Below are 24,794 nucleotides of genomic sequence, written 5' to 3' on the forward strand. Positions count from 1 at the left end.
TTCATCACTTCAATAGAACAGGGGATTACTCTCCTTAAAATGCCCTGAAGTGCTTCATCCCCTGAGAAATATCAATACCAAGAGAAACTGTTAAACAGCTGTTGATAGAACAGTTGGCTGGATACCTTTGTCACAACATTGATGTCACCTGCACCAGTACACGTCGTCCGACCGCTGGTTGCACTGCTGGTCTGATCAACCTCTATCCTGCATTTCCTGATCTCAGTGGATGGGTCTGACAAAAGAGATTCATTAGCCATTAACATCGCTGTCAGAGTGTTCCAGAAATAAACCGTATTATCAGGGTCTTTGTAAAACTGAGGGTTTTTCTGCAGCAACTGATAAACAACAGCTGCAGAAGTTGTCTTATTAGCGAGTGCGCCAAACTGCTGAAACACTTGCTGGCTATACGGTACGAAATTCGTTGAATCCAGTGGCACCATATAAACCTGAAAACTATGACGACGACTCAATACTTTGCTGGCAGAAACCGGGTCTAGAAATATATTCCATTCTGACTGAGTGTATTCGGGAAAATCTATCGGGTCATCATAAGCGACATTACCTCCAACAGTCACCGCTCCCCCCATCATAAATATACGGTCTATTTTTTCTTCAGACTGAGGGTAACGATCAAGCAGGTCAGCAATGTTAGTGAGCGGCCCCAGCGCCAGAATGACGGCCTTCCCAGACTGAAGCGATTTCAGTTTGTCCCATAGAACCTCAACAGCGTCATTCTTGCTACTACCCATTGGCTCTTTGAGCAACCCATAGAGGTTGTCTGCCTCATGTCGAATTTCAGTCGAAAAGTGTCTGTCTGGAAATAGCTGCGCCTGCTCGCGACCAGAGCCTATAGCGGGAGCGATCATATTTAAGAGTGAATAGATACCTTTGATGTTATTTGCATTATCACAGAGGCCAAACCCTGTGCACACCATAGTCACTACGGGGGGAACGAACTGTTGCTGCTCCTGCCCCATTAAACTCAACTGTACCAGCCTTTCCAGATAGGCAAGCGCAGTAACATCTTCGAAGTCAGCATCAAGGTCGACGATCACAGGAAGTTGAGTAATAGCGGTTGAAGCGCCTAATGGGGCAGATAGTGATTGCAGTGAAGTCAGGAATAAATAAACAGACAAAATAATCAGTGCCAGCTTTTTCATACTTTCTATCACTCTGATTTCAAAGAGATAAAAAGTAGCTCATGCCTATATGATTAACCTCTCATAATTTAAAGAAACGAGCCCAGGATAAAAATCAAATACGCGAGCTTTCAGATCCGAAAGCTCGCAGCAAGAAATCAGGTACCGTAAACCTTCTGAGCAGGTACAGATTCATCAATCAGGCTGCCAATCGCATCACCGATTTCAGCAACGTCCCAGCGAGCGCCTTTGTCTTTCTGAGGCCCCTGACGCCAGCCATCAGCCACAGACAGCTTGCCACCTTCAATCTCGAACAACTTACCGGTCACACCAGAAGCGGCTTCTGAACCCAACCACACAACCAGTGGTGCTACGTTCTCAGCGGCATAGTAATCGAAACCATCTTCCGGCTTCTTCATCATGTCAGCAAACACATCTTCGGTCATGCCGGTACGAGCCGCAGGCGCCAGACCGTTGGAAGTAATACCATAACGCGCCAGTTCAGCCGCCTGAACCAATGTCAGGGAAGCAATACCGCCTTTAGCTGCAGCGTAGTTGGACTGGCCTATGGAACCTTGAAGACCCGCACCAGAACTGGTATTGATAATACGGGCATTGACGTCTTTGCCGCCCTTGGACTGTTCACGCCAGTACTTAACGGCATGACTGGAAATACAGAAGTGACCTTTCAGGTGCACGTTCATGACCATGTCCCAGTCTGACTCGGACAGACTGGCAAACATACGGTCACGGCAGACACCGGCATTGTTAACAACAACGTGGAGATCACCAAAACTGTCAATCGCCTGTTTAACAATCAGCGCCGCTTCTTCGTAATCAGTAATATCATTGGTGTTGGCAACCGCTTCACCGCCAGCTTCTTTAATTACACTGACAACGACATTCGCCGCCTTTTCGTTGATGTCGTTAACAACAACCTTTGCGCCTTCTGCAGCAAACAGCTCAGCATAGGCTTTACCCAGACCACCACCAGCACCGGTGACAATAACAACACGATCCTGACAAACTGCCATGTTCTTCTCCTTAGTGTGCAGACATAGGTTCTCTATCAGCACATTCCCGCCAGTGGCGGGAATGTGCCTCTAAACCGTATGTCTGAAACTTATTCTTATTCGCCCAAACGTTCGATAATGGTTACATTGGCCTGACCACCACCTTCACACATGGTCTGCAAACCAAAACGTCCACCGGTTCTTTCCAGCTCATGCAACAGGGTTGTCATCAGCTTGGTACCGGTAGCACCCAGCGGATGACCAAGAGCAATAGCGCCACCGTTAACGTTAGTTTTCTCGTGTGGATAGCCAGTCTCTTTCAACCAGGCCATGACCACTGAGGCAAAGGCTTCGTTGATTTCCACCAGATCAATCTGATCCAGTGTCATACCGGCTTTTTTCAGCGCATATTCCGTGGCAGAAATTGGCGCAGTCAGCATCCATACCGGATCTTCAGCGCGAACACTCATATGATGAATACGGGCTCTTGGCGTCAGGTTGTATTTCTTCAGAGCTGTTTCTGAAACAACCAATACCGCAGAGGCTGCATCACAGGTCTGACTGGAAACCGCTGCAGTTACCTTTTCACAACCGAACAGGTAGTCCAGTTCAGCCATTTTTTCCAAAGTCGACTGCCTTGGCGTCTCATCCGTATCGACACCTTCCATCGGTACGATTTCACGATTGAAACGGCCTTCTTTAATGGCCTGAATCGCACGACGATGGGATTCCAGTGAAAATTCTTCCAGCTCTTTACGGGACAGTTCCCATTTGTCTGCAATCATCTGGGCAGAATTAAACTGCGTAGGTGGCTGCTCGCCATAACGCTCAACCCAGCCCTTGGAACCGGAGAACGGGTCTTTAAAGCCCATTGGTTCGGCAGAGGTCATCGCTGAAGAGATAGGAATTTGGGTCATGGTCTGAACACCACCCGCAATCACTACGTCCTGAGTGCCGCTCATCACAGCCTGAGCCGCGAAGTGAACTGCCTGTTGGGATGAACCACACTGACGATCTATGGTGGTTCCCGGCACTTCCTGAGACAGACCCGCTGCCAGCCAGGCAGTACGGGCAATATCACCGGCCAGTGGACCAATGGTATCGACACAACCAAAAATGACGTCGTCGTATTCGTTATCCGGAATACCGTTACGTTCAACAATAGCTTTCAGTACGTGAGCACCAAGGTCAGCACCATGGACGTGGGACAGACCACCTTTACGACGACCGGTCGGCGTACGAACCGCATCAACAATATAAGCTTCTGGCATTCTTCTTATTCCTCAATCCGGTCGCATATCAAGCGGCAAACGTGTTGCCTGCACCCAGCAGAGCATCATCAGCCAGAATAGCGGCTTTCACTCGCTGCTTATGGAAACCACGGTTGCCATAGCTAGCATCCAGTGCCCAGGCACGCTTCATAAAGATATGCAGATCCACTTCCCAGGTGTAACCCATGGCGCCGTGAACCTGAATACCATTCTTGGCACCCAGCAGGGCAGCTTCAGTGGTCGCCAGCTTGGCGTGTGATGCACTGCGGGCAGCTGTAGGCTGATTATTGGCAATGTCATAGGCTGCACGATAAAGGGGAGCTTTAGCAAACTCGATCTTCACAGCGACATTGGACATATGATGTTTAACTGCCTGGAAAGAACCGATGGGCTTACCGAACTGTTTGCGCTCAAAGGTGTAATCCACAGAGAGATCAACGATACGACGAGCCAGACCCTGCTGCTGTGCAGCAACAGCCAGCGCACCACGGTTCAGAGTATCTGCCCAGAGTTTCTTACCTTCAGCAGCATCTGCAACCAGAGTTTCTGTAGACGGTGTCCAGCTAACACTGAACAGCTTACGACTTGGGTCAACAGACTCATTCGCTACCAGTTCAACCTGATCAGCTTTAACTGCATGAACTTCATCGCCATTGGCCAGCAGTAGCAAATCTGCAATATGAGCATCGGCTACCAGTGGGTTTGATGGATGAGCAACCGCCAGTCTGGCGCTGCCTACAGCAACCTTGGACAGCCACTCTTCTTTTAGATGCTTTTGCTGATCGCCCAGGCTGCTCAGCAGTGGCACAGCAACCAGAACGTTTTCTACCAGAGGCTCAGGAAGAGCGGCATAGCCACACTCTTCAGCCAGCAGTAGGAAGTCCAGTTCATTCATGCCCAGACCACCGAACTCTTCAGGAACGGTCATAGCGGTCAGGCCCATCTCAGCCAGTTGCTGCCAGAGCTCGCTGGAACGACCGGAATCGGAATTCCAGAGTTCACGAATCTTTTCCGGTGTCACTTCGTTGGTCAGAAATGACTTAACACTGTCGTGAAAAGTCAGCTGATCTTCAGTAAATGTAAAATCCATAACTGCCTCCTCACTTATGCCCGTGGCATGCCCAGCATACGCTCGGCGATAATGTTACGTTGAATTTCGTTGGTACCGGCATAGATTGGTCCGGCCTGTGCAAACAGGAAACCATCCAGCCATTTGCCGACATCATCAGCATTTGGTGCACAAGGTAATAGTTCTGCACGAGCACTGAGAATGCTCATAGCCGTTTCATGCATCTTCTGATCCAGCTCGGACCAGAAAATCTTGTTGGTCGACGACTCAGGACCAATCTTGCCGCCCTTTAGTAAGCGGGAAGCAGTCATATAAGTGCTCAGGGTATAGGCTTCAGCATCCAGATAAGCTTGCATGACTGCATCACCAATAATTGGATCAACGTCTGCGGTTTCTTTATTTGCTTTGTACAGTTCAACCAAACGACGTGCGGTTTCCTGGAAACGTGCTGGCGAACGCAGCATCAAGCCACGTTCGAAACCGGCGGTAGACATGGCCACTTTCCAGCCCTGTCCTTCACCACCGAGAACGTTCTCAACTGGCACTTTAACGTTATCAAAGAAGATTTCAGCAAAGCCTGGCAAACCGTCCAGCTGTTCGATTGGGCGTACAGTGACGCCTTCAGAATCCAGTGGTACCAGAATAAAGGTCAGACCTTTGTGACGGCTGGACTCAGGATCGGTACGGAAGATACCAAAGGTCCAGTCAGCCCATACGGCACGTGTCGACCAGGTCTTCTGACCATTAATGACATAATGATCGCCCACCAGCTCCGCTTTGGAACGAATAGCCGCCATATCGGAGCCAGCGCCTGGCTCGGACCAGCCCTGCGCCCAGACTTCTTCACCGGTCGCCATCATTGGCAAGAATCGAGCTTTCTGCTCTTCTGTGCCGTACTCCATCAGAGTTGGGCCGAGCAGGAAGATACCGTTCTGGTTTACCCGCAATGGTGCATTGGCACGGTAATATTCTTCTTCAAAAATCAGCCATTCAATCAGATCGCAACCACGGCCACCCAGCTCTTCAGGCCAGGTCACCATGCCCCAGCGACCGTCATTCAGCTTTGCTTCCCACTCACGGTGCTGATGAAAGCCTTCTTCAGTATCGAAAGACTTCAAGGGCTCCGATGGCACATTGGCAGCCAGCCACTCACGCACTTCCTGGCGGAATGCTTTCTGGCTGTCGGTATAATTCAGATCCATGTTCTGCTCCTCACTCAGCCTTTGAACGACGCATCACGTTTTTCGACAAAGGAATCACGGGCTTCCTGAGAGTCAGGAGACGTGTAAGCCTCTAGCGTAAAGCCCTGCTCGGAGCGATACTTCTGCTCCAGATCACCATCTTCAATGCCGTTCAGTGCTTCCTTGGCGATACGAATCATACGAGGACTCTTCTCGGCAATCTTCGCGGCGATTTCACGAGCGGTCTGACGCAGTTCATCTTTAGGAACCACACGCTCAACCGCACCCAGACGATAAGCTTCCTGAGCATCAATCATCTCGCCGGTGAAATACATATGACGCACCTTCTGCACCGGGAACATACGCTGCAGGTGAGCACCGCCACCCATGGCACCACGATCCACCTCCGGCACACCAAAGGTTGCGCACTCGGAAGCAACAATAATGTCTGCCGCACCAGAAATGCCGATACCGCCACCCAAAACAAAACCATGAAGCGCAACAATTACTGGCTTGGGGTTCAGGTGAATCGCCTTAAAGGTGTCGTAGTTACCCTTGTTCACCTTAACGATCAGATTGTCGTCCTGAGCCAGCTCCTTGATATCCACGCCAGCACAGAAACCACGACCTTCTGCAGCGATAATAATCACTCGAACATCATCGTTATCACCCAGAGCTTCAATCTCGGCAGCAATATCCGCCCAGCCCTGACTACTGAAAGCATTGACAGGAGGATGATCAAAGATCAGTTCAGCAATCCCTCCCTCAACAAATGTTTTGAATGGTTTTGTCATATTTGTACCTTCTAATTTTATAATTCTTCTTGAAACTGGAACTTTGGCAGATGGTGTGAAGGTGTACTTTCCAAAGGCCATGGATGGCCGACTAGCGACTCTGGCCAGGAAAGGCCAGTGGAGCGGGAAAGAACACCTTCACACCATCGATATACGACGAACTAAAGAATCAGGAAGCCAGCCCACGCAATTTCTGCAATTGCTGATCAGCTTCCTTAACAATCTCGGCAATCAACTCTTCACAACTCAAAAGACTGTTAATCACGCCTGCTACCTGCCCTGCAGGCAGAACACCCTCAGCTGGTTTACCATCCACCATGGCCTTCTGAATCACCATTGGTGCATTAGCTGACATAATGGTTTGAGCAGCACTCAGCTCACCCTCACCACGCATCTTCACCGCCGACTTCAACAGCTGAAGAACACTGGTTCCTGTGTACTTGCGATAAGCCAGACCACTGGTCAAAGCCATCACCAGTCGCTTAACACCACCGGCCTTTTCCAGATTCCCCAGCAATTCATTAGTAATCATTCGCTGCGGCATACCATCAATGGCTTTACTGATAATAATGCTGGAAGGGTTATTAGCGTTGACGTAACGATCAAGCGTTTTCGGCGGAACCGGACTGTCACTGGTCATCAGGAATCGTGTGCCCATGGCAATGCCTTCAGCACCATAGGAAAGAGCGGCGACCAGACCACGGCCGTCCTTAAAACCGCCCGCCGCAATCACCGGCACATCAACCGCATCGACAACCTGTGGTAACAGAATGGACGTAGGAACAGAACCGGTATGACCACCACCCTCGCCACCCTGAACAGTAACTGCATCAGCGCCCATCTCTACAGCTTTTATCGCATGTTTGAGAGCACCCACCGTAGGAATACAGACAACACCTGCCGCCTTAAGCTTGGCAATCATTTCCTTACCCGGTGAACGACTGTAGCTGACCGCTCTGACACCATGACGAACCACCATATCGACAATATCTGCGGCATTGGCCTGATACATATGGAAGTTGACGCCGAATGGCTGGTCGGTCAGCTGCTTGGTCTCAATAATGGCTTTTTCCATCTCCTCGGGAGGAATGGTGGCCCCCGCCAGAAAACCAAAACCACCGGCATTACAGGTTGCTGCTACCAACTGAGGGTCAGCAACCCAGCCCATGGCGGTTTGAATGATCGGATACTTACAGCCCAACAGCTTAGTAAGGCGTGTATTCATCGAAGACATGCTCAAGCTCCTGCCTCCGCTTTCTCTTTCTGTTGTTGCTTTTGCGACTCTGCCATGGCTTTGCCATCAAAACCTGCCAGGCGATCGCCGGATACCATTTCGTTATGAGTATGGGCAAAGTGATGCAGACCAAACGCCATATCCATGGTAGAGCGTTTGCCCATCAGATCTTCAGCGTTATTGATCACCTGCTTGGTTAACTGCAGACCGAGACGGGGCATCTTGGCGATACGTTTAGCAACCGCCATAGACTCTTCTTTCAGGAATTCCCTTGGTACTATCTTGTTGAGCATGCCCATTTGATAAGCACGTTCTGCAGGCATGCGCTCACCAAGGAACAGAAACTCCTTGGCAATTCTTGGATTCAGCTCATGAACGTGGGCAAAATATTCAACACCGGGAATCCCCATACGAACGACAGGGTCAGAATAAAAAGAGTCTTCAGTAGCAATAATCATATCGCAGACCCAGGCCAGCATCAGGCCACCGGCAACACAGGCGCCCTGAACCATGGCGATGGTCGGTTTGGGAATATCACGCCAGCGACGGCACATCCCCAGATAGACTTCCTGCTCACGGGCATAAAGGAACTCGCCACCAGGTTTGTTGGTGTGGTCATACCAGAGATGAGCGCGGTCAAAGGTCTGGTCAACATCGCGACCCGGAGTACCGATGTCATGACCGGCAGAGAAGTGCTTGCCATTACCCGCCAGCATAATGACTTTTACGTCATCGTCATCAACGGCTTTTCTGAAAGCGGCGTCCAGAGCGTAAGTCATGGCCGAGTTCTGGGCATTATTGTATTCAGGCCGGTTCATGGTGATGACCGCAACCTGATCAGTGACTTCGTATAATACGATGTCTTCGTTGTTGTTATTTTTGTCTGTCATCGTCTGGCTCTCCCGAAACGACCTCATTTCATGCCGGCCGACAGTCTGCTTTCAACTACTATCACAGACTGAAATACAGCCACGCCTTTTGAAACAGGCATTTGAAAACAGGTTTCAAAACCAGTGTGTAACTGACTCTTTACCTATCATTGACTGTGATTGATTAAACCGGCTGGGGGGAGAGCTATCATCGTCCGTGGAGACTAAGCAAAATAATGCCTGAGGAAGGGTAAAAAGAGGGGGTTAACCCCGATCATCGTAGATAATGATCAGGGCTCAGCTGATAAAAACAGCCTGAAGATTCTTCTTTCAATAGAACCAGAGGTTATTGAACAACCCAGACACCTTCAAAAACTGGAACCCGGTGCCCTTCTTTAGGGGACTCCAGATTATTCATCATATAAGCGATAGCAAATGACAGCTCATCACGATCAAGAGTATCAAGCTTCACATCCATCATCAGCAATGGTGTCGGTGCTTTGTGTCCAATAAGATAACTGATGACCAGCTTACCTTCCGATTTACTGAGCGTAAAAAACTGGTGTTTGCTTTTACCACTGAATGCAACCAGATACGTTGGCTCATAGCGCTCGTCAAAAATTACCCTTTCCAAAATTTCACGAACAACTAATATGTTGTTTTCAATATTACTTCGATCTTTAGCTTCTACCTGCTGCCTCAATTTCTCATAGGCTTTATCCGAAAAACCTTCTCCTGTTGTCATTTCTGACCCATCTTCCGGTGTCAAAAATGCAGACAGCTCAATATTAAATTTCGAAGCTGAGCTAACCAGCAGTGAAGAGTAAAGACCCCCACCAAAAGTTACTGCCTGATCCAGTTCATCCGATGTTTTATAATGCTGCATTAACTCGACCAGATTCTGAACCTGAAATGAAGGGTAGTCGCTTGCAAAAGCATTAAGAACGGCATCAATTCCATCCTTTCCCGTATTGTACAAAACAGGCGTCACACTGGATGTGAAGAAGCTTGAAAAGAACACCTTGTTTCTATCTTTTTCTCCCCCAAACAACGTAATAAGATCACTGACCGAATTTAATACAAAGCCATTTCCAGCTCTCTGTGACTTTCTCATGTCAGACACGATTGTGTTAGGTCTAATAATTGGAACTGATGTCACTGTCCTGCTCATTTCACCAATCAATGGTGCTGATAGAGCTGGCAACGACACTGCATAGAGACCATCCATGTCCGAGTTGTAAGAATTGACTGTGTCCAGGTATATAAAGTCATTTCCAACACCTCCGGTAACATTCTCCTTTTGCGAATGCTTGGTGTAGAAAACATCAACCCCTAAACCATTATCATTCTCTTCCGCTTGCGCCAATGAAAAGGTAAGCAATTGCCCTACTATCAGTAATACGGGTAAATTTTTGTTACTCATAAAACCATCCTGATTTATCGAATTATTAATTGGTTGGATAGGCTTCAGTCTTAAAAAGTTCACTTTAACCTCTTTTTCTTTTATTGCTCTCCAGCTTTCTGGTTAGGTAGTATCACCACTGTAACCGTCGACAAGGAAATTTCCTTTGGAAACAATGAGATGGAATAAAGTAAGAAATCCCCTTGGCTATTTTGTCTTCGCCCATGGTGCTGGCGCCCCCATGGACAGTGAATTCATGGAGATCATGGTAAGTCTCCTCACTGAACGAGATATTTCAGTAGTTCGCTTTGAATTTCCCTACATGCAGGAACGCAGGGAAACAGGTAAAAAGAGGCCACCCGACCGTCAGCCAAAGTTACTGGCTTACTGGCAGGAGGTTCTCGATAAGGTAAAAAGCCAAACTAACTTACCTGTTTTCATTGGCGGTAAGTCTATGGGCGGGCGAATGGCTACTCTTCTGACCGCAGAGGGGGCCGAATCATCCGGCATCATCTGTCTGGGTTATCCTTTCTATGCTGCCAATAAGCAGGACAAACCTCGAACGGAGCACCTTGAGCATCTAGCAACGCCAACACTGATTATTCAGGGAGAGAGAGATACCATGGGCAATACCGACAATGTTACTAGCTACCAGCTGTCTGAACAGATCAGCATAGAATGGCTGACTGATGGCAATCATGACCTGAAACCAAGAAAAGTATCAGGCTTCACTCATCAGCAACACCTTGAGTCAGCAGCGGATAAAATCGCTCACTTTATCCGAGCAAAAATTTAAATCTCGCAACAGCAAAGAGTATGATCAGGTTCAGAAATAATTCATAAATGGAGTTGAGACAATGGGTTCAAGCAACAGGATTTTTGGCGTTATTCCAAAAATACCCGCCAGATACAAACGTTTGGTGCCACCTTTTCTGATCTCTCTGTTTATGACCTGTGTCGTGTCACTGATCAGCACCATTAAAAGCCTTGGTTTCAATTCCAATATTATCGAGCACTGGCCAATGGCATGGCTGCTTTCATGGTTGATTGCTTTTCCGGTATTACTGATTGTTCTGCCGCTGGTAGCGAAGCTGACGGGAAGAATTGTTGCAGAAGAATAAAACGGATGAGAAAGGCACAGAAAAAGACTGAGCCTTTCATTGCGTTATTAACCAGCTATTAAGAACGATTCCCTGGAGGGTTATCCTTAAGCTGTTTTGAACGCAGATTATGCGGATCCAGCTGACGGATAACTGATAATTGCTCTTCAGTAGGTGCTGCTGTTACTGCAACCGTATCCGGCACATAAACGTCAAAGCCAGTATTTTCCAGAACCTGCTCAACCGTAATACCCGGATGCAGACTGAGAAGCTGCAACTGATGATCGGGGCCATTCCAGTCCATCACACCAAGATCTGTAATCACCAGGCGTATATCAACGTCGTCCAGCTTGTAGCCCTTAGGCAAACGCTCAGGGTTGTAGCCAATGGACGCCACCATGTCGCACTCACCTTCTACAAATACCCTCTTGTTATGGCTGGGTACGAAAAAGCTGTTGCCATGACTGATGGAATTGCCCGGAAAACCACGAACGCCCAGCATCTGAACCTTTGGCTGCTCATAGCTGCCACCCAGGGCAGATATGTTCGCCTGACCGAATTTATCGATCTGGGTTGGTCCTACCATGGCGTGACGCTTGCCACTCCAGACATTATCAAAAATGCGTGAGAAGCCCATCCAGGTTTCATTCTTCTGGACATGGTCTTCACCACGATTACCAACCGGATTCGGTTCTGACAGCAGGAAAGCTTCAGAGTCTGTCATCATCAGGTCAGTATTGCTGGTTTTCATTGCCAGACTGGCAGCCAGTCTCGGAATCAGGCCAATACCTGTCGCCAGCACTTCGCCGTCATTTTTAAAGGCTTCTGAACCTGCACAAATCAGCAGTTCTGCGAGGGTATAGTCTTTAGCCGGTGTACTCATAGTCATAACTCCTGTTAATAAACCGGCAACGGCTGTTGCTTGATAGCTGCCAGACCGCCGACTTTTTCCTGATACTCTTCTTCAGTCGTATTTTTGATGTACTTGTCAAAATACGCCTCAAAACCACCCTCTTTCGCAGATGCGTTGTATTCCTTGAAGTGCTTAACATCAAAGCCATACAGAGGAGTACAGGACGATGGATGAGCGCCACCAGGAACCAGGCTGACACCCGTGGTCATGGAGCGCTCCCAAAGCACATAGCGTGATTCTTCAGGGTTATTGAAGTAATCGCTCTCCACCAGTTCATCACAGGTAACAAAGGTCTTGTTAGCAGCACGGGCAAACCAGTCATCCATGTAATGATCATTACCCTTGATCTGACAAACACCACGCGCATCTGCACGGTCTACATGAAGCAGAGATACATCCAGCTTCAGTGCAGGCATAGCCACCCACTCTTTTTCATCGTAAGGGCTTTCGATGACTTTCAGCTCAGGATTAACCTTTACCACGTCAGTTCCTAGACCAATCTGTGTAGGAATATAAGGACAACCCCAGGCTGCAGCACGCAGACCCAGCAGCATCATACCTTCATCAATTTCCATGGTCTCAATCTCGCCTTTCTGACGAGCCTGACGGAAATAAGGTTCCAGCGGAATAAAGTCCAGAGAAACAAAAGCAAAGACAACCTTCTTCACTTTACCCGCCGCACACAGCATGCCGACATCAGCACCGCCATAAGCGACAACGGTCAGATCTTTAACATTGGAACGAAGAATCTCACGAATCAGCGCCATCGGCTTACGACGAGGCCCCCAGCCACCAATACCGATGGTCATACCATCGCGCAGCTCACCGACGATGTCCGCCGTGGTCATGCGTTTATCCATACTTACACCTTTTTATTTTTTTAGCCCAACCCCAAACCTAAAAAGAAGGAGGCAGTGGCTTCAAATCAACTTGATAGGGAGGGTTTCAGGTTTGCTTTTCAAAGGCCAGGGATGGCCTGCTAGCGAATCGATGCAGGAAAGCATCGTTGAGCGGAAAAGTTAACCTGAAAACCGGAAACTAAATCGCAAACATCACTGACGACCAGCAGAAAAATCATGTCCCCAGAGACTTACTGAGCTGCTCTCGAACGTAGTATGACGATCCCAGTCAACGACAAGACCACCACAGCCGTATTCCATATCAAAACCGCCTGGAGTCTTCATATAGAAAGAAACCATTTCGTCGTTGGTGTGCTTACCCAGAGTTGCAGACAACTGAACACCATGGGCTTCCATACGGTCCATGGCACGACCTACATCATCCATCTCTTCTACTTCCAGCATCATATGGACACAACCGGATGGAATCGGGCATTCAAAAATAGCCAGAGAATGGTGGCGACCGTTGTTTACATGGAGGAAGTGCAGACGCTTCTCAGGCTCGGCAGGGTCATCGGTAAACCTAACCTTCATCAGATCTGACATGCCAAAACCCAGTACATCGGTATAAAACTCACGACTGGTTTCGAAGGAAGGGGTTGGCAGAACGGTATGACCCAGACCAAGATCAGTGGTTACAAACTTCGTAACGCCTACAGGGGAAATAAACTGTTTGAAGTCCTGAACCGGGCCCCAGTAAATTTCGTGACGATTACCATCAGGATCATTGAACTTAACCAGCGCCTGCACCATTCTGGCAGCGGCTTCCTCTTCACTGCCAACCACTGTTTCAACATCAGCCGCTTCGAGTTCAGAGACCGCTTGTGCAAAGGCTTCCGGGCCAGCCACTTCCCAACCGGATACACCATAGCCATCACGATCGGATTTTACGACAGCAATGCGGAAGTTACGTTCATCCATCTTCAGGTAGAGAGTATTGTCGTCTGAAGCTTCATGCTCCATTAATCCCAATACCTGAGTGCCGTACTCCTGCCATTTGGCAAGATCGGTTGTTTCTACGATCGTATAACCCAGTCCACGAATATCCATGGTCGCCCAGCCTCTTATTCTTATGATTCAGCTGAGAAGGCTGGCAGTGCCAAAAACCTTCTCCGAACTGTCACCGATTAAAAAGGTAGAGGCAATATTGATCATCGTCTGAGGGGACTAAGGGAAATAGTCTTAATCGAACCTACAAAACACATCAGAAATAACTTAAGCTATTGATTATCAGAATGAATTAAGTATCCTGACGTAAAAAAGAAACATATAAAAACGTGCGGCTAAAAAAACATCAAACTCTGCCTAAATTGGATTGAAGCAGATCTGCTGCATTTTGTTTCTGTTTCATTGAGCCAGAAATAATAAGGACATTTCATCTCTGTGGTTAAAGCAGCACAACTTATCCAGCCTTTAAAAGACAGATACCCGGTTTTTGTCTTTATCTGCCAAAACCTGTTTCTCTCGGTATTAATAGCTGTTCTGAATCCATTCGGTCTCAGCGATTACACTGATCATTACACTCAATCAATGATTGCCCGCTTTGCAGCACCTTTCTATGACAATAAAGGTCAGAGCGAAGTTGTTGTCGTTCAGATAAACGACCAGGTTTTACGAGAGCTGAATCAGTCATGGCCGCTCAGCTATGGTGCTCATGCACGCTTTCTCAGGCAGATTATTTCCTATCAGCCAAAAGCCATTTTTGTCGATTTTATATACAGCCAGGACAGAGATCCAAAAGGGCTGAACAGTCTCAAAAGGTTGCTGGAAAAATATAATGACCCGGCAGGCAATAGCCCTGTTTTTATTGCCGATGTGATTCGCGATGGCCAAAGCCCACTGCTTCCGGAACTGCAGGGCGACATACTACGCTCACAAATTCACTGGTCTGGCTATAGCAGCCAATACCCTCTGGAGCTTTCCAGTTCTGATTCAGTATCTAATACTCCGGCGCAGGATTTATACAAAGTCTATTGCAACAAGGCTTCCTGCTCTGACACTCAGTGGCTTTCTGATCCCGCTCCTATGACACTGTACTGGGGAACAAGAACTGACCCGATTATGGATCATGTCACTGACACCACAGAATGCCGAACTTACGATGCCGGCTCCTTCGGAAATATAGCCGAGTCTGCAAGGCTGCTATTCACCAATACTTTTATGGGTTTATATAACAGCGATAGCCTTGATAAAGCGACTAGACAGTCCTGCCCTTATTCCCGATACCTTTTTGCCCATCAGTTACGTTTACGCATGGACACTACGGAAGAACTACTCAAAGATAAGATTGTTATTTTCGGCGGTTCTTTTACAGGGATACCCGACTTTGTTCAAAGTCCGGTTCACGGCCAGATTCCCGGTATGTTTATGCACGCAATGGCCGTTGATAACCTGATTACCCTTGAGCAAGATTATTTAAAAGAACCTGAAGCCATCACTTCATTATCTGTCTTCAGCTGGGCAGACCTGATTGAACTGTCGCTGGTTGCTCTGCTTCTTTGGTTTATCGCCTTCATTGCCAAAACACACTGGTTAGCCTCCCTGCCTCACAAGCTGATTTTGTTTTCAGGAATTTTCACCGTCATCCTGATAACCGCGATGGCAATGAGCCTGCTACTAAATTATTCACCGGTCAATGTGATTGGAATACTGCTGCTTATGACTTATGCCATATCAGTGTCTGGTGAGGTTGAATCTGAAGTCATTACCGATAACCAGGAAATACAGGAAAACCCATGACCTGCATAAAAGCCCTCGCCCTAGCTGCCACAATACTCTTCACCGGCATAGCATACGCCGATGAGTCAGTCATCGTAAAAGGTTATGCCGTTGAGAATATTGGTGTCTATGACCGTGAAGGCAACTGGCTCAGAGATGCAAGTACCAGCACCTTGCCAGCACCTGTGACGGCTACCGCCTTCGACCCTGATCTGGGCATGGTAAGAATTACAGCTAACGGTAAAGAGCTGTGGCTGGATACTCTCGAACTCAGCCTTAACCGTAAACCTACTGTTGCCTGGAGCTGCGCGACTGCCAGCACTACGCAATCCGCCGACTCTACAACCGGTGGTGTCATGGGTCTGGGAGACCTCTGTAATAAGTAACCCGCTCCAAACAGACAAGAACAATATCAAGAGAAGCAAGAATGAAAAAGAAACTGGCGATTGCCATTACGGGCGCTCTATTGCTGTCCGGTTGTAAAACCATGCAGACAATCAGCGAAGGTGTAACCAAAGCTGTTGATATGCGCCCAGAGTATGAAAAATTTGAAGGACAGTTTATAGCCTCTGATCAGGCTCAGTCCTCCAAAGTTGAATTGCAGGCACAAAAAGAAGAAAACCAGGCATCTACCGATAATGCTGCCATTTCATTTCTGACAGCGGACAAGAAAGACGACAGTCAAAAAGTATGGCAACTGTCTGAAGAAGAGCTGTTACAACAAACCCAGAAATCCATGCGAGTTGAAGTGCCAGCCTTTGAAAGGTATATGGACGGCATTACTAAAAAGCTCCTTGCTCACTGGCCTAACGAAAAGCCTGACTACACATTCAAAACCCAGCTGAACAGCCAACAGCTTTATGGTGCTTCAACCAAAGGTGATGGCGTACTGAATATTAATCTCGGTGTTATTGAAAGCGCAGGGAGCGAAGACGAACTGGCGTTTATTCTTGCCCACGAAATGGCTCATAACCTGCTTCACCATTCACTGCGTGAAGAAACTCTGAATGCTCAGTCGCTGTGGCTCGAGGCCGGATTTAACGTAGCTTCCAGTCTGGCTCTGGCCCAAAGTATGGAAATGACCGACTCAGGCAACAAGAAGACTCTGTCACTGACCAACAAAGACCTTCTGAAAAAATCCATTGCCAAGAACACGGTCAACCAGCAATTGATTCAGGATTTCTCAAGTGATGTACTGGGCTCCAGCTGGAGTCGCACCCTTGAAGAAGAGGCTGATCTACTTGCTCTCGACCTTATCGTTAAGGCTGGTTACTCCCGTAATGCCGCACAGCAGTCTATGCAGAGAATTGCAGCCAGTCAGGATAAAGCGGATAACTTTGTCACCGAGCTGGCAAAGAAACAGGCTCAGGAACTGGCTAATGCATTCCTTTCCCAGGGATTAAATGGTGCTTTGGAGCAAGGTAAATCGAGCCTGAAGAAAGGTGCTATGGAGCTTGCCAGGAAGGCTTTGTCGAAAAGCCATGCCGATCCTGAAGACAGAGAAAAGAATATTCAGGCCTACTCCAACCGAGAGTATCGCAAGACCAAGAAAGTTAAGCTAACCAGCAGTCGATTTGAAAAAGCCAAATCTCAGTCGCATACACGTCAGGTACTGAATGCTTATCAAACCATGGAAGAAGCTATGAAAGCAGTATCTGAAGAACGAATTGACGATGCCTACAAACTCGGAAAAACAGTACTGAGAACACCCGCTGCCAATTCAAGTCGCTCCAGACTGCTTATGTACACCATTCGCAAATACCAGGGTAAGGATGCTACCGCATTGAGAAACCTTGAACTAATTGCCGACTGGAACAAAGCGCCTCTGATCGCCTACTCCAATATCATCAATGAATATCTGGAAAGCAATCAGACTAAAAACGCCAGGAAATACATTGAAAAGGGCCAGAAGCGATTTGGTAATGAGTCCTTCTACCCAGCGCAGATCAATCTGGCACTTCGTTCAGGTAATCTGAAAGCGGCTCAGGATGCTTTTGCGCAATGCGATGCCACCCGCAATGCCTCGGTCAAAGAGATGTGCGCTCAGTATATCGGCAGCCTCAAGATAGAGAAGCCTAAGAGTGTAACGCCTGGCTCACTCTTTAAAACTATGGGTAAAGCCTTCCTGTAACACCCAATGCAGCAGCCTTTAGATTATTTGGCTGCTGCAATTTCCTATACCGATAACCCTACCTCTTCCTGCTCTCAAAGCCTTTAGAGAGCAAGTACTACTACTTAATTTAAAGCTGAAAAGCTTTACAGGTTAATTAAAAGACAATCTTATTGTCTTCTGTCAATTTTATGTAAAGCATCGAGGATTACACTGCGCGGGATTTTTCTATTCATCATTGGTGATGTCAGAGGTATCCCATGATAAGTTTCCTACTCTCTCTGCTGGCACTGGTCGCTGGCTATTTCATTTACGGCAAAATGGTCGAACGCTGGTTTGGCATAGACCCGCAACGTAAAACACCTGCCGTTGAACTGGAAGACGGCGTCGACTTTGTACCTTTGCCCTGGTACAAGATTTTCCTGATTCAATTCCTTAACATTGCCGGCCTGGGCCCAATATTTGGTGCAGTAATGGGTGCTTTATATGGCCCGGCCGCTTTTCTGTGGATTGTTTTCGGTTGCATCTTTGCCGGTGCGGTACACGACTACTTCTCAGGCATGCTGTCTATTCGCCATGAAGGTAAATCCATTCCGGAAGTAGTTGGTCATTATCTGGGCGAACCTGCTCGTAAATTCATGCGCGGCTTTTCCATTATTCTGCTGATTCTTGTCGGTGTCGTCTTTATGATGGGCCCTGCCGGTCTTCTGGCAAACCTGGGTGGTGAAGGCCTTCTGGCGAAATCCGGTTTCTGGTTAAGCATTATCATCGGCTACTACTTCATTGCTACCATTCTTCCCGTTGATAAGCTGATCTCAAAGATTTACCCACTGTTTGGTGCCGCTCTTCTGATCATGGCTTTCGGCGTTGGTGGCATGATGATTATCAACGGTTTACCCATTCCGGAAATTGGCGCAGATATTGTTCACCCAAGAGGTCTGCCGATCTTTCCTATGCTGTTCACCACTATTGCCTGTGGTGCTATCAGCGGTTTCCATGCCACTCAGTCACCCATGATGGCACGCTGCACTCCGAACGAGGCTCTTGGTCGCCCTATTTTCTTCGGAGCAATGATTTCCGAAGGTGTTGTTGCTCTGGTTTGGGCTGCTGCTGCCATGTCCTTCTTCCCTAACGGTATTGAAGGTCTGAACGATGTCCTGAATCAGGGTGGCGCTGGCCTGGTGGTTAAAGAAATTTCTGTAGGCCTGATGGGAACAATAGGTGGTTTACTGGCTATTCTTGGTGTTATTGCCTGCCCTATCACTTCCGGTGACACCGCTTTCCGCGGCGTTCGCTTGATTCTTGCTGACGCCATTGGCATTGACCAGTCCAGCACAATCAACCGCCTGAAACTGGCCATCCCAGTGTTTGCAGTGGGTATTGCCCTGACCTTTATCGACTTCAAGATTATCTGGCGCTACTTTGCATTTTCCAACCAGACACTGGCGACTGTTGTACTTTGGGCTGCTGCCGCTTATATGGTCAGCCAGGCCAAGAGTCACTGGTTTGTATCCATTCCAGCGACCTTTATGACAGCTGTTTGCACAACCTATATTCTGATGGCGCCTGAAGGTTTGTCTCTGCCATCCGTTATTTCATACCCTGCCGGTATCGCAGCAGCTGTTGCTGCTCTGATCATGTTCCTGATGAAGGAGAAAAATCAGAAATCACTGCAAAGCTCTGCAGCCTGATTACGCAATCATGACAGAGAGCTTTCCCTCTCTGTCATTTCAGAACCGATAGATTAATTTCAACCGGCTTCCCCAACCAGTAAGCGTATTCAGTGTGATCCCTAAGATCGTTGCCGGTATCACCATGCACAAGCACTGATAACCCTTTTCTGTTTTCTTCCAGCCATGGAATCAGCGCATCGAAATCTTTCGCAGCGAACAGTATCTGACAGCTCCAACGAGTATGTGGACCAACCAGCTTTTGATGAACCCGCCCAACCTTTAATCCAAATTTTTCTCCGGCAGAGCTGAAAAACTGTGAAGCATAGTCCACAGTTTCCGCATCAAAATAGACATGCGCATGATAAAAGTCATGAGCATTCACCGGTCGCTTTATGCCACTCATAAGACAGCCTTTATATTTTAAAACTGTCTTTTAGCAAAACATTCCAGCAAGAGCCAGCAGCATCACTCAGAGGATTCTTCGGTTGATCCTTCTGCCTCTTCGACTTCCGGTTCAGCTTCCTCTACGACAGGTTCATCCTTTTTTAACGAAGCTTCAACCACTGGCAAAATTTCCTTATCCAGAAAAATTTCCAGATCCTTCATCATGATTTCCTTTACCGGTCCCAGATCCGTTTCAGAGTCCTCCTCAAGGCTACCGGCGTTCACGATATGCACCAGCTCTGTCACTATTTCAGTCAGGCTGGGGGCAAGCTTTTCCTTAAGTTTGGGTAGAATCAATCCAAGCTGAATTCTAAAGGCAATATCATCAGACATAACGAGAAGACCTCGTAACAAGAAGGGTCAAAAAGGCTTTTTCAATATAGCAGCCTGCAGCTATTTCTGGTGTTTCTATTCTCCGGTACCCGTGATGAGCCAGGAGAGAAAATCAGTAGCTATAACTCTGTGCTGATTTCCAGTCACCCGTGCTTTTGGAGCATGAACCCGCACTGCCTTGCCTAAAAACGACTGTCGATATTACCAGGTAGCTCATAAGTAAGGATTAGCTGAGTAGCTCTATAGCAGATAAGGCGGAATATTCAGAACTATAGCCTTAGGACGAAAATTTTGATTGCAGAGTATTAAATGGTAATTAATAAATAGTTAAGGCATTTGAATCTATAATTGCTTCAAATTAACAATTCAGAGTTCATCAGAGTGCTTTTAAAAAGTCTTCGCCTCTTTTTGCTTCTTGCACTAGTTTTCATAAACGTCACCATAAACATTAGTGCTTCTGAAGTAAGCGACCCTGAAGGCAGTGTCTACTCTGCAAGTAACACAACATCAATGGGCAGCCAACTGTATAGATGGGTTTACGATACTGCAGGAGTATTTTCAGGCGCCAAATTTGGCGCTGTGAGTTATGACTTTGTCAGCCAACAGCTGTCAGAACTCGTCCTCCCTAATGCAGCTATTTATTATCATGACTTAACTAATCAGTATTTACGTGAAAATCAGTTTCCATTAAGAACTCATTCTATTTTAATAATAATAAAGACAGGCACAACCCTGGCAGGAGCAGTAATCGGATTGATATATGCTGATGATTATTATGAGCACTCCTTAGAACAGATATATCTATTGGAACAACAATCTCAAGAAAAAATTAATTTTATCTGGTCCATGGCAGGAGGCATGACTGGATATTTATTCATCCCTGTTTTAGACAGAATTCTTGATCAGAATATGCAAAGAGTAATGAATGAAGTTCAGAACAATCATAGGCAGAACAATCAAAGACAGAATAATGATTTCATTCCGGTTGGGGTAAGAATAATACTTCCAAAAGAGGCGGGGTTTGTTATTGGCGCGTTACTGGCATGGTCATTTTCAACTTATGCAAGGTACCCTATTCTTATCGCGCTGGCCGTACTTATTTACCAACTACCTCCAGATCAAACGCCTATTCATGCCATTGATGAACTCGACTGAAGACTGTCAAAACCCAGTGATTTTGACAGTCTTCAGAGCGTCAAATTAACTGGCTTCAGCCAGAATCATGGCTGCGCACTTCTCACCGATCATGATAGAAGGCGCGCTGGTGTTACCACCAATCAGCTTCGGCATGATAGAAGCATCCGCTACACGCAGGCCTTCAATACCTTTCACCTTTAGCTTCTCATCAACAACAGCCATTTCATCCTGCCCCATTTTACAACTGCCAACAGGGTGGTAAACAGTCTCGGAAATTCGGGCAATCAGATCACGAACAGAGGCTTCATCGGTCTTTTCCAGGCTCGGGGTAATCGGACGACGAATATAACGCGACCAGGCACGGGTATTCGCCATATCCAGAGTGATTCGCAGCGCTTCTTTTAACTTGTCCCAGTCGTGTTCGTTATCCAGCACATTGAAATCAATTTCCGGAGCAACAAATGGGTCAGTATTTTTCAAAATAACATGACCGCGGCTTTCAGGGCGCAGATTGCAGCCCTGAATGGAAATACCCGGCGTCAATGGCAGAGTCTCGGTTAGGGAGGCCATATAACTGGGTGAAAAGTGGAACTGAATATCAGGGCGATCAAGCTCCGGACGACTCTTAACAAAAGCACCGCCTTCCATACCACTGAAAGCACCCAGACCTTCTTTTTTGAACATCCACTCCATACCTACCTTGGCATTAGCAGGGAAACGGTCCATGCCATTCATGCTGCAGGTTGGGTCCACTTCATAGTTGACGTGCAGGTCAAGGTGTTCCTGCAGGTTATAGCCGACACCTGGCAACTCATGAATGGTTTTAACACCAGCTGCGCTCAGATCACTTTCACGACCAATACCGGACAACTGAAGAATATGAGGACTCTTGATGGCACCGGCACTGATAATTACTTCACGGGTAATGGTCGCCTTTTCATACTTACCCTTGATGCGGTATTCAACGCCAGTTACTCGCTTACCCATAACAATAACGCGGGTAACATCAGCACCCGTCAGTACGGTCAAATTTTCACGTTTAAGAGCCGGGCGAATAAAGGCTTCTGCAGAGCTGGAACGAACCCCTTTACGAATAGTAGTCTGATACAGACCAATACCTTCCTGATCTTCACCATTGAAGTCATCGCTCTCTTTAATCCCTATTTCTTTACCGGCTTCAATAAAGGCATCAAAACCAATGTGGCCGGTACCGCCATTGCTGACGTACATTTCACCGTCATCACCATGATATTTGCTGGAACCACGCTGATTGGTTTCACTCTTCTTGAAGTAAGGCAGAACGTCTTCATAGCTCCAGCCTTCGTTACCTTCAGCAGCCCAACCATCGTAATCGGAAGCATGGCCACGCACATAGATCATGCCATTTACAGCACTGGATCCACCCAGAGTCTTACCACGAGGTACTGACAGCCTTCGATTAGCCAGATTTTCCTGGCGGGTAGAATTCATATGCCAGTTCAGCTTCTGGCTTTTCAGAGCCTCGGCACAGCCACCGGGCATGTCGACGGTCATGTCATTTTTGGGACCGGACTCCAACAGCAACACCTTGTTGCGAGGATCAGCAGAAAGACGGTTTGCTACAACACAACCCGCAGAACCGGCACCAACAACTATATAATCGTACATACAACACACCCTGTTATTTTTGCGTGAATTATTCACACGCTCATGGCTTCTTATTCTTGTTCTATACGGCAACTGTTAAAACTGAAATCAATTCTTCAGCAGTTCAGTCGCACGATCCCTTAATTCAAACTTCATGACTTTTCCGGACGCATTCAGTGGCAGGCTGTCAACAAACTGCACATAGCGAGGCACTTTATAATTCGCCATTTCTGCACGACACCACTGAATCAATTCATCCTGATTCAACTGATCATCCTGTTTGGTAATGACCCAGGCCATACCGACTTCACCCAAACGCTCATCAGGCACGCCGACAACTGAAACCTGAGCAATAGCTTTATGGCTGTTCATATGATTTTCGATTTCTGCCGGATAAACATTAAAGCCACCGGAAATAATCATGTCTTTCATACGATCGGTGATTCGCAGATAACCGAGAGAGTCCATAATGCCGATGTCACCGGTATGTAACCAACCGTCCTTATCAACAGTTTCCTGAGTGGCAGCCTCGTTATTAAAATAACCCTGCATGACATTATGACCGCGGATGACCACCTCACCCGGTGTACCTCTGCGAACTTCATGACCAAACTCATCAATACAACGAACTTCAACATCAGGCATGGCACGACCGGACGTATTGGCAATCAACTCCGGTGAATCACCTTGACGACAGATGGTGCCAAAGCCACAGACTTCGGTCAGACCATAAGCTGTAATGATGGTATCGAAACCCAGCACCTCATCCATTTCCCGAATCATACTGACCGGAATAGCCGCTGCACCGGTAACCGCCACACGCAGGGAACTGATGTCAAAAGAGTCACGCTGAGGATGGGAAAGAATGGATTGATAAAGAGTAGGCGGCCCTGGCAGTACAGTAATTTTTTCGTCGGATACCTTCTGCAGAATGGTCGGCACGTCAAACACCTGCAATGGCAAAATGGTGCAACCACGCATTAGAGCCGCCAACCAACCTGCCTTGTAACCAAAGGAATGAAAGAAAGGGTTAACAATGAGGTAACGATCACTTTCCTCAATTCCTACCACTTCACCCCAGTCAGCCACTACCTTCAGATTCTGTGCATGCTGGGTAATAACACCTTTTGGCTTGCCGGTAGTGCCAGAGGTAAACAACAGGTCAGACATGGTTTCTGAAGTAACCATCGACTGTCGTTGTTCTACCTGCTGCTGATCAATACCTTCCGCCTTCTGCAGGAAAGCAGACCAACTAATGGCAACCGGATGAGCAGACGTTTCCTGACGGAACAATACAATCTGCTCCAATTCAGGAAGATCTTCGCTGATCAACATGGCCGGATAATCAGCACCCAGAAAATCACCGATGGAAAACAGTACTCTTGCACCGGAAGCCTTTAGCACATAGCCTGCTTCCGAGCCTTTCATACGAGTATTAAGGGGAACCAGAGCAGCACCAACAGTTTGCAACGCAGTGGCTGCAACCACCCATTCCCAGATATTCGGTGCCCAGACTGCAACCCTGTCACCCTGCTGAACATTCATTACCAGCAAGGCAGCTGCGGCCTGTCTACGCAGCTCATTCAGTTGCGAGTAGCTTATTATATGACCTTCGTCTTCTATAGCAGATCGATCCTGATATTGATCAGCCACAAAATCGATTAACTGGGGAATTGTCTGACACTGGGTGACATCGGCCATTGCACGGTTCCTGTTATTATTCTTTGCCTGTGATGACTGTCGTTTTTGTTAACTATGTTTTTTGTTAACTCGCAGTCATCACTGATGCTTCTGGCTGCCTGACTGCTTAAATATGTATAGACATACAAAATCAAATTCCGGACGGCTATTTTCCCGCCTTTGGCG

At 47.4% G+C, this 24,794-nt stretch carries 23 protein-coding genes; 7 read left to right on the forward strand and 16 right to left on the reverse strand.

Going from position 1 to position 24,794, the window contains the following annotated elements:
• Positions 1-71 precede the first annotated feature (71 nt).
• The 9 genes from EOPP23_RS13420 to EOPP23_RS13460 form a co-directional block, all read right to left on the reverse strand.
• Complete coding sequence (locus EOPP23_RS13420; protein ID WP_153766500.1) at positions 72-1,163, reverse strand: nucleoside hydrolase; 1,092 nt, start codon at positions 1,161-1,163, stop codon at positions 72-74.
• Between the two features lie 137 nt (positions 1,164-1,300).
• Entirely contained in the window at positions 1,301-2,176 is an 876-nt protein-coding gene (locus EOPP23_RS13425) for an SDR family oxidoreductase (RefSeq protein ID WP_153766501.1), read from the reverse strand.
• A 95-nt stretch (positions 2,177-2,271) separates the two neighbouring features.
• Complete coding sequence (locus tag EOPP23_RS13430) at positions 2,272-3,426, reverse strand: acetyl-CoA C-acetyltransferase (protein ID WP_153766502.1); 1,155 nt, start codon at positions 3,424-3,426, stop codon at positions 2,272-2,274.
• Positions 3,427-3,454: 28 nt separating this feature from the next.
• Positions 3,455-4,516 (reverse strand): acyl-CoA dehydrogenase family protein, encoded by a 1,062-nt coding sequence (locus EOPP23_RS13435; protein WP_153766503.1) that lies wholly within the window; start codon positions 4,514-4,516, stop codon positions 3,455-3,457.
• A 14-nt stretch (positions 4,517-4,530) separates the two neighbouring features.
• The gene (locus tag EOPP23_RS13440; protein WP_153766504.1) at positions 4,531-5,697 is read right to left on the reverse strand and encodes an acyl-CoA dehydrogenase; all 1,167 of its coding nucleotides are present in this window, start codon (positions 5,695-5,697) and stop codon (positions 4,531-4,533) included.
• Positions 5,698-5,711: 14 nt separating this feature from the next.
• Positions 5,712-6,470, reverse strand: a complete 759-nt coding sequence (locus EOPP23_RS13445; RefSeq protein ID WP_153766505.1) for an enoyl-CoA hydratase family protein — start codon at positions 6,468-6,470, stop codon at positions 5,712-5,714.
• Between the two features lie 169 nt (positions 6,471-6,639).
• Complete coding sequence (locus tag EOPP23_RS13450) at positions 6,640-7,704, reverse strand: nitronate monooxygenase family protein (RefSeq protein ID WP_194842601.1); 1,065 nt, start codon at positions 7,702-7,704, stop codon at positions 6,640-6,642.
• A 2-nt stretch (positions 7,705-7,706) separates the two neighbouring features.
• Positions 7,707-8,594, reverse strand: coding sequence for an enoyl-CoA hydratase (locus EOPP23_RS13455; protein WP_153766506.1), 888 nt, complete (start codon positions 8,592-8,594; stop codon positions 7,707-7,709).
• Between the two features lie 325 nt (positions 8,595-8,919).
• On the reverse strand, positions 8,920-10,059 hold the full coding sequence (locus tag EOPP23_RS13460) for a hypothetical protein (protein ID WP_153766507.1): 1,140 nt from the start codon (positions 10,057-10,059) through the stop codon (positions 8,920-8,922).
• 91 nt (positions 10,060-10,150) lie between these two features.
• Here EOPP23_RS13460 and EOPP23_RS13465 point away from each other — a divergent pair, with 91 nt between their 5' ends.
• Complete coding sequence (locus EOPP23_RS13465) at positions 10,151-10,771, forward strand: alpha/beta family hydrolase (RefSeq protein WP_153766652.1); 621 nt, start codon at positions 10,151-10,153, stop codon at positions 10,769-10,771.
• 61 nt (positions 10,772-10,832) lie between these two features.
• Positions 10,833-11,096: a DUF2798 domain-containing protein gene (locus tag EOPP23_RS13470; protein ID WP_153766508.1), complete on the forward strand. Its 264-nt coding sequence runs from the start codon at positions 10,833-10,835 to the stop codon at positions 11,094-11,096.
• Between the two features lie 58 nt (positions 11,097-11,154).
• Here EOPP23_RS13470 and EOPP23_RS13475 read toward each other — a convergent pair whose 3' ends face one another.
• The 3 genes from EOPP23_RS13475 to EOPP23_RS13485 form a co-directional block, all read right to left on the reverse strand.
• Entirely contained in the window at positions 11,155-11,958 is an 804-nt protein-coding gene (locus EOPP23_RS13475) for a CoA-transferase subunit beta (RefSeq protein ID WP_153766509.1), read from the reverse strand.
• 14 nt (positions 11,959-11,972) lie between these two features.
• Complete coding sequence (locus tag EOPP23_RS13480) at positions 11,973-12,848, reverse strand: CoA transferase subunit A (protein WP_153766510.1); 876 nt, start codon at positions 12,846-12,848, stop codon at positions 11,973-11,975.
• Between the two features lie 192 nt (positions 12,849-13,040).
• Positions 13,041-13,937 (reverse strand): VOC family protein, encoded by an 897-nt coding sequence (locus EOPP23_RS13485; protein ID WP_153766511.1) that lies wholly within the window; start codon positions 13,935-13,937, stop codon positions 13,041-13,043.
• A gap of 333 nt (positions 13,938-14,270) precedes the next feature.
• Here EOPP23_RS13485 and EOPP23_RS13490 point away from each other — a divergent pair, with 333 nt between their 5' ends.
• From EOPP23_RS13490 to EOPP23_RS13505, 4 genes are all read left to right on the forward strand, one after another.
• Positions 14,271-15,626, forward strand: coding sequence for a CHASE2 domain-containing protein (locus EOPP23_RS13490; RefSeq protein WP_153766512.1), 1,356 nt, complete (start codon positions 14,271-14,273; stop codon positions 15,624-15,626).
• Positions 15,623-15,991: a hypothetical protein gene (locus tag EOPP23_RS13495; protein WP_153766513.1), complete on the forward strand. Its 369-nt coding sequence runs from the start codon at positions 15,623-15,625 to the stop codon at positions 15,989-15,991. The genes EOPP23_RS13490 and EOPP23_RS13495 overlap by 4 nt, the downstream gene beginning before the upstream one ends.
• 41 nt (positions 15,992-16,032) lie before the next feature.
• The gene (locus tag EOPP23_RS13500) at positions 16,033-17,736 is read left to right on the forward strand and encodes a M48 family metalloprotease (RefSeq protein ID WP_153766514.1); all 1,704 of its coding nucleotides are present in this window, start codon (positions 16,033-16,035) and stop codon (positions 17,734-17,736) included.
• A gap of 239 nt (positions 17,737-17,975) precedes the next feature.
• Complete coding sequence (locus tag EOPP23_RS13505; RefSeq protein WP_153766515.1) at positions 17,976-19,406, forward strand: carbon starvation protein A; 1,431 nt, start codon at positions 17,976-17,978, stop codon at positions 19,404-19,406.
• Between the two features lie 34 nt (positions 19,407-19,440).
• Here EOPP23_RS13505 and EOPP23_RS13510 read toward each other — a convergent pair whose 3' ends face one another.
• Positions 19,441-19,791, reverse strand: coding sequence for a DOPA 4,5-dioxygenase family protein (locus tag EOPP23_RS13510; protein WP_153766516.1), 351 nt, complete (start codon positions 19,789-19,791; stop codon positions 19,441-19,443).
• 62 nt (positions 19,792-19,853) lie between these two features.
• Positions 19,854-20,165 (reverse strand): hypothetical protein, encoded by a 312-nt coding sequence (locus tag EOPP23_RS13515; protein WP_153766517.1) that lies wholly within the window; start codon positions 20,163-20,165, stop codon positions 19,854-19,856.
• A 381-nt stretch (positions 20,166-20,546) separates the two neighbouring features.
• Here EOPP23_RS13515 and EOPP23_RS13520 point away from each other — a divergent pair, with 381 nt between their 5' ends.
• On the forward strand, positions 20,547-21,320 hold the full coding sequence (locus EOPP23_RS13520) for a hypothetical protein (protein WP_153766518.1): 774 nt from the start codon (positions 20,547-20,549) through the stop codon (positions 21,318-21,320).
• Positions 21,321-21,365: 45 nt separating this feature from the next.
• On the opposite strand, the gene EOPP23_RS13525 is transcribed toward EOPP23_RS13520, so the two are convergent.
• Together EOPP23_RS13525 and EOPP23_RS13530 are read right to left on the reverse strand one after the other, a co-directional pair.
• Positions 21,366-22,949 (reverse strand): GMC family oxidoreductase, encoded by a 1,584-nt coding sequence (locus tag EOPP23_RS13525; protein WP_153766519.1) that lies wholly within the window; start codon positions 22,947-22,949, stop codon positions 21,366-21,368.
• An 87-nt stretch (positions 22,950-23,036) separates the two neighbouring features.
• Positions 23,037-24,629, reverse strand: coding sequence for a FadD3 family acyl-CoA ligase (locus tag EOPP23_RS13530; RefSeq protein WP_153766520.1), 1,593 nt, complete (start codon positions 24,627-24,629; stop codon positions 23,037-23,039).
• Between the last annotated feature and the right edge of the window lie 165 nt (positions 24,630-24,794).

Source organism: Endozoicomonas sp. OPT23 (genome assembly GCF_009653635.1).
GTDB lineage: Bacteria > Pseudomonadota > Gammaproteobacteria > Pseudomonadales > Endozoicomonadaceae > Endozoicomonas_A.

Coding starts and splice junctions, on each gene's coding strand:
- EOPP23_RS13480 (WP_153766510.1), bottom strand. CDS start 12,848: ATGGATAAACGCATGACCACGGCGGACATCGTCGGTGAGCTGCGCGAT.
- EOPP23_RS13430 (WP_153766502.1), bottom strand. CDS start 3,426: ATGCCAGAAGCTTATATTGTTGATGCGGTTCGTACGCCGACCGGTCGT.
- EOPP23_RS13510 (WP_153766516.1), bottom strand. CDS start 19,791: ATGAGTGGCATAAAGCGACCGGTGAATGCTCATGACTTTTATCATGCG.
- EOPP23_RS13485 (WP_153766511.1), bottom strand. CDS start 13,937: ATGGATATTCGTGGACTGGGTTATACGATCGTAGAAACAACCGATCTT.
- EOPP23_RS13435 (WP_153766503.1), bottom strand. CDS start 4,516: ATGGATTTTACATTTACTGAAGATCAGCTGACTTTTCACGACAGTGTT.
- EOPP23_RS13475 (WP_153766509.1), bottom strand. CDS start 11,958: ATGAGTACACCGGCTAAAGACTATACCCTCGCAGAACTGCTGATTTGT.
- EOPP23_RS13450 (WP_194842601.1), bottom strand. CDS start 7,704: ATGTCTTCGATGAATACACGCCTTACTAAGCTGTTGGGCTGTAAGTAT.
- EOPP23_RS13445 (WP_153766505.1), bottom strand. CDS start 6,470: ATGACAAAACCATTCAAAACATTTGTTGAGGGAGGGATTGCTGAACTG.
- EOPP23_RS13455 (WP_153766506.1), bottom strand. CDS start 8,594: ATGACAGACAAAAATAACAACAACGAAGACATCGTATTATACGAAGTC.
- EOPP23_RS13440 (WP_153766504.1), bottom strand. CDS start 5,697: ATGGATCTGAATTATACCGACAGCCAGAAAGCATTCCGCCAGGAAGTG.
- EOPP23_RS13420 (WP_153766500.1), bottom strand. CDS start 1,163: ATGAAAAAGCTGGCACTGATTATTTTGTCTGTTTATTTATTCCTGACT.
- EOPP23_RS13495 (WP_153766513.1), top strand. CDS start 15,623: ATGACCTGCATAAAAGCCCTCGCCCTAGCTGCCACAATACTCTTCACC.
- EOPP23_RS13425 (WP_153766501.1), bottom strand. CDS start 2,176: ATGGCAGTTTGTCAGGATCGTGTTGTTATTGTCACCGGTGCTGGTGGT.
- EOPP23_RS13530 (WP_153766520.1), bottom strand. CDS start 24,629: ATGGCCGATGTCACCCAGTGTCAGACAATTCCCCAGTTAATCGATTTT.
- EOPP23_RS13470 (WP_153766508.1), top strand. CDS start 10,833: ATGGGTTCAAGCAACAGGATTTTTGGCGTTATTCCAAAAATACCCGCC.
- EOPP23_RS13505 (WP_153766515.1), top strand. CDS start 17,976: ATGATAAGTTTCCTACTCTCTCTGCTGGCACTGGTCGCTGGCTATTTC.
- EOPP23_RS13525 (WP_153766519.1), bottom strand. CDS start 22,949: ATGTACGATTATATAGTTGTTGGTGCCGGTTCTGCGGGTTGTGTTGTA.
- EOPP23_RS13515 (WP_153766517.1), bottom strand. CDS start 20,165: ATGTCTGATGATATTGCCTTTAGAATTCAGCTTGGATTGATTCTACCC.
- EOPP23_RS13500 (WP_153766514.1), top strand. CDS start 16,033: ATGAAAAAGAAACTGGCGATTGCCATTACGGGCGCTCTATTGCTGTCC.
- EOPP23_RS13465 (WP_153766652.1), top strand. CDS start 10,151: ATGAGATGGAATAAAGTAAGAAATCCCCTTGGCTATTTTGTCTTCGCC.